The sequence below is a fragment of the Arthrobacter sp. Hiyo1 genome (assembly GCF_001263615.2).
Taxonomy (GTDB): Bacteria; Actinomycetota; Actinomycetes; order Actinomycetales; family Micrococcaceae; genus Arthrobacter.
Window position 1 is genome coordinate 235,450 of sequence record NZ_DF952472.1, and the last position, 3,640, is coordinate 239,089.

The 3,640-nt window shown below is 62.9% G+C and carries 4 protein-coding genes; all 4 read right to left on the bottom strand.

What is annotated here, in order from left to right:
* On the bottom strand, positions 1-1,432 hold a 1,432-nt coding region (locus AHiyo1_RS14750), incomplete at its 3' end, for a PTS transporter subunit EIIC (protein ID WP_113990674.1).
* A gap of 487 nt (positions 1,433-1,919) precedes the next feature.
* Entirely contained in the window at positions 1,920-2,291 is a 372-nt protein-coding gene (locus tag AHiyo1_RS14755) for a DUF2255 family protein (RefSeq protein ID WP_059389075.1), read from the bottom strand.
* Positions 2,263-3,168 (bottom strand): aldo/keto reductase, encoded by a 906-nt coding sequence (locus AHiyo1_RS14760; protein ID WP_059389076.1) that lies wholly within the window; start codon positions 3,166-3,168, stop codon positions 2,263-2,265. Before AHiyo1_RS14760 ends, AHiyo1_RS14755 begins: the two co-directional genes overlap by 29 nt.
* Complete coding sequence (locus AHiyo1_RS14765) at positions 3,165-3,599, bottom strand: cupin domain-containing protein (protein ID WP_059389077.1); 435 nt, start codon at positions 3,597-3,599, stop codon at positions 3,165-3,167. The genes AHiyo1_RS14760 and AHiyo1_RS14765 overlap by 4 nt, the downstream gene beginning before the upstream one ends.
* Positions 3,600-3,640 lie beyond the last annotated feature (41 nt).

Consider the following 3,640-nt stretch of genomic DNA (forward strand, 5'->3'; position numbering starts at 1 on the left):
GGCGGCCGGACGGTGCGGCGACGGCGTCGTCCGCTGCCGCAGTTGCTTCGCCGGCGGACTTTTCGAACTTGAACGAGAGGATGAAGGTCAGCACGGCGGAGACCACCGCGGAGATGACCAAGGCAATGATGATGTTGATCATGTTCACCAGCGTGTTGTCACCGATGTAGAGGAGCACGGCAGGCAGGCCGGAGGATCCGGTGGCGAAACGGTGCGCCTGGGACAGGCCAGCGTACAGGCCGCCCGCGCCGCCACCGATCATGGCCGCGATCAGCGGGTACCGCTTGGGCAGAGCCACACCGTAGAGGATCGGTTCGGTGATGCCCATCAGGCCGGTGATGCCGCCCGCGGTGGCAATCTGACGCGTCTTCTTGTCCTTGGTTCGGAAAGCGACGACCAGGGACGCTGCACCCATGGCGATGTTGGAGACCAGGGCGCCCGGGCCGAAGATGCTCTCCTTGCCCGTCTGGGCCAGCTGGACGACACCGAGGGGCGCGATGCCGTTGTGCAGGCCGAACATGACCATCACCGGAAGGGTCGCACCGACCAACAGGGCCGGTGCCCAGGCGGCGTTGGTGCTGAGGAAGGTGAAGAACGAGCCCAGGTAGCCGCTGAGGATGCTGCCGATCGGGCCCAGGACGCCGAGGGCCAGAGTGCCCATGATGAGGAAGGTCAGCATGGGGACGAACACGAGGTTCACGGACTTCGGGATTACCCGGGTGAGACTGCGCTCCACGTAGTATTGGGCGAAGATGACCAGGATGATCGGGATGACCGCACCTGAGTAGTTCACCAGCGGGAAGGGTAGGATCTCGAAGAAGCTGACCGGCTCTTTCTTTGTCACTAGGGCCACCCAATTGGGGTGCAGCATCGTGGCGGCGACCGCGGCGGCCAGGATGGGGCTGATTTTCAGCTTCTGTGCCGCGCTGAACGCCAGGAGCACGGGCAGGAAGTAGAACACCGCATCTGCGAAGAGGTTCACCAGCACGTAGGTCTGGGAGCCGGTGTTCACTACCTTCAGGACGACCAGCAGGGCCAGGAGGGCCTTGACCATACCAGCACCAGACAGAGCCGGGATGAGGGGCTGGAAGACGCTGGAGACGAACTCGATGACCGCGCTGCCCACGTTTTTGCGCTTGCCCTTGGCTGGGCCGTCGTCGTCCTTGGCGTTGGCAGACAGATCGCCGAGCTCGCGCTCCACTTCGTCAAACACGTCCTTGACGTGCATGCCGACCACCACTTGGAAAACTCCGCCCTTGGAGAGGGTTTTTGCGATGCCTTCAGTGGCGTTCAGTTCGTCCAGCGCGACGGCGGACTCGTCCTTGAGGGCGAAACGAAGCCGGGTCTGGCAGTGGTAGGCCTCGGTGATGTTGGCTTTGCCGCCAACCAGCCGCACGATGTCTGCGGCTAAGGGAGCGTATTGCTTGCTCATGATTTCCTCGCGTTCTCAGATCCGCCCTTCATTGGGCGGAGGTGTGAGGCAACGCGGCTTGAGCTGTTTCAGGTGATCCTGTTTCGGGGCACGAAAAAGGCCCAAGCCGGTTGACCGATGAAGGTCGCAGAGCTTGAGCCTTGCCTCGCCCGAAGCGAGTTACATACCCAGGTCTCGAAAGAACCAGCAACCATCATGTCAGGTGATATGAGTCACGTCAAGCGAAGCGGCCATCGGATCGATCGCGGGACGCATTGACCTCACCGATCGGGTGTCCCTCATGACCGGCTGCAAAGGGTGCAAGGCGTCGTGATCGGCACGAACCTGCTTGGCTCCGTTACCTCATCGGGGTATTCCTCGACCAGCTCACGAAAAGGAAACCGGCAAGCTGATCGAGGTCTTCTCGGACGGCCGTGTGCCTCTGATTGAGCCGGGCGTCGTCGACGCCGGACTGCCCAGCTCGATCAGCGGTCGGAGGGAGGGAGCCCTACCTCGGGTCGACGCGCACTGTCGCCGCGCGAGTCCTCGTTGAGGTCATCGGCGGTAGATACGGGCTGCCTGCGTATTTCTTCGCATAGGCTGCGTCGATGCGGTCGTTGATCTCGCCGTCCACCGGGGTGAACGCAACTTCAGCGTCGATGCCGCCGGCGCGGATGCGCCCAGCCCCCTGCGTCATCGCTGAGCTGTGCCAGCGGGATGCGGGCCCGTTGTACGCGCGAACGTACACGTCACCCTCGACGACGACAGACCAGATCCAGGTCGGTGTGCCCGGAGTCGTGCCGTCATCACGGTAGGGCGAGATGTGGAAGTCGTCGGTCGAGCCGATCTCCTCAAGCTGCTGCGGAGTCCAAGCCGTCATCCTTCATCGTCCTCCTGTGTCGCTTGCCGCCGTAGACCGGGAAAGCGGTGTGCTCGCCGTAGTCCATGTCTTGCAGCTTGCGCAGCGCGGCCATGTCGTCATCGGCGATGACGAAGTCGACTTCGGCGTTGGAGCGCATGTGCTCGGGGTTGGCGGTCTTCGGCAGCGACACCGTGCCCAGCTGCAGCGTGTACCGGATGCACAGCTGCGGCACCGTCACCCCGTATCTCCCTGCTATCGCCCGCACCTCGGTGTTCTTCAGCATCTCCCCGTGGGCAATCGGCGAGTATGCCTGGACAAGGATACCCTTGCTCACGCAGTAGGCCAGCAGGTCCGCCGGCGTGTTGCCCGCGTGGACCAGGAGCTGGTTCACCTGCGGGACCACGGTCGCGGTGGACAGGATGGTGTCCAGGTCGGATTCCAGGAAGTTCGACACCCCGATGGAACGGACCTTGCCGGCTCGGTAGGCGGCTTCCAGGGCACGCCATGCCTGACGGTTCCCGTCTGCGTAGTCCCCGCCGCGAAAGTCGTCCCACGGCTGCGGAGAATGGATGAGCATCAGGTCGATGTACTCGAGCCCGAGCTTCTCCAGCGACCCATCGATCGCTGCCACCGCACCGTCATAGTCCTTGATTTCCGCAGCCAGCTTGGTCGAGACGAACAGCTCTTCACGAGCGACACTGCTGGTGCGGATCCCTTCGCCCACACCGCGCTCGTTGCCGTAGGCCTGAGCTGTGTCGATGTTGCGGTAGCCGATCTCGATCGCGGCCTTCACCGCGTCAGCAGCTTTGTCGTCGTCGATGAACCAGGTGCCGAGGCCCAGCTTGGGAATCTCGACGCCGTTGGCTAGTGTGTAGCTCTCGTTCAGAATGCTCATGCGCCTTCTTCGTTCTTCGGCGGCTGGGCGTACACTTCGTCGGTGACGGGCTCGAGCCATTCGTTGCTGACGTTCTCACCCGGGGTGATGAAGGCGACGTGGGAGAACCACGAGTCTTCCTTCGCCCCATGCCAATGCTTCGTGCCGGCCGGCACACGGATCACCGCTCCCGGCTCCAGGCTGATCGGCTCGGTGCCCTCTGCCTGGTACCAGCCGCTGCCCGCAGTGCAGATCAGGATTTGATCGCCTCCCCCATCGGTGCCGTGGTGGATATGCCAGTTGTTGCGGCATCCCGGCTCGAAAGAGACGTTGCTGACCGGCACGATCCCGCCGGCGAGCGGGGCCAGGTAGCTCTGGCCAATGAAGTACTGGGCGTAGGCGTCGTTCTTCTCCCCGAGAGGGAAGATCTGTGTGAAGTTGTTGTCAGTCATTCTGCTTTTCCTTATGTTGTGATCAGTGATTGACGTACGCC

Excerpts from the sequence above, each read along its gene's own strand:
- AHiyo1_RS14755 (WP_059389075.1), bottom strand. The coding sequence starts at position 2,291 with ATGACGGCTTGGACTCCGCAGCAGCTTGAGGAGATCGGCTCGACCGAC.
- AHiyo1_RS14760 (WP_059389076.1), bottom strand. The coding sequence starts at position 3,168 with ATGAGCATTCTGAACGAGAGCTACACACTAGCCAACGGCGTCGAGATT.
- AHiyo1_RS14765 (WP_059389077.1), bottom strand. The coding sequence starts at position 3,599 with ATGACTGACAACAACTTCACACAGATCTTCCCTCTCGGGGAGAAGAAC.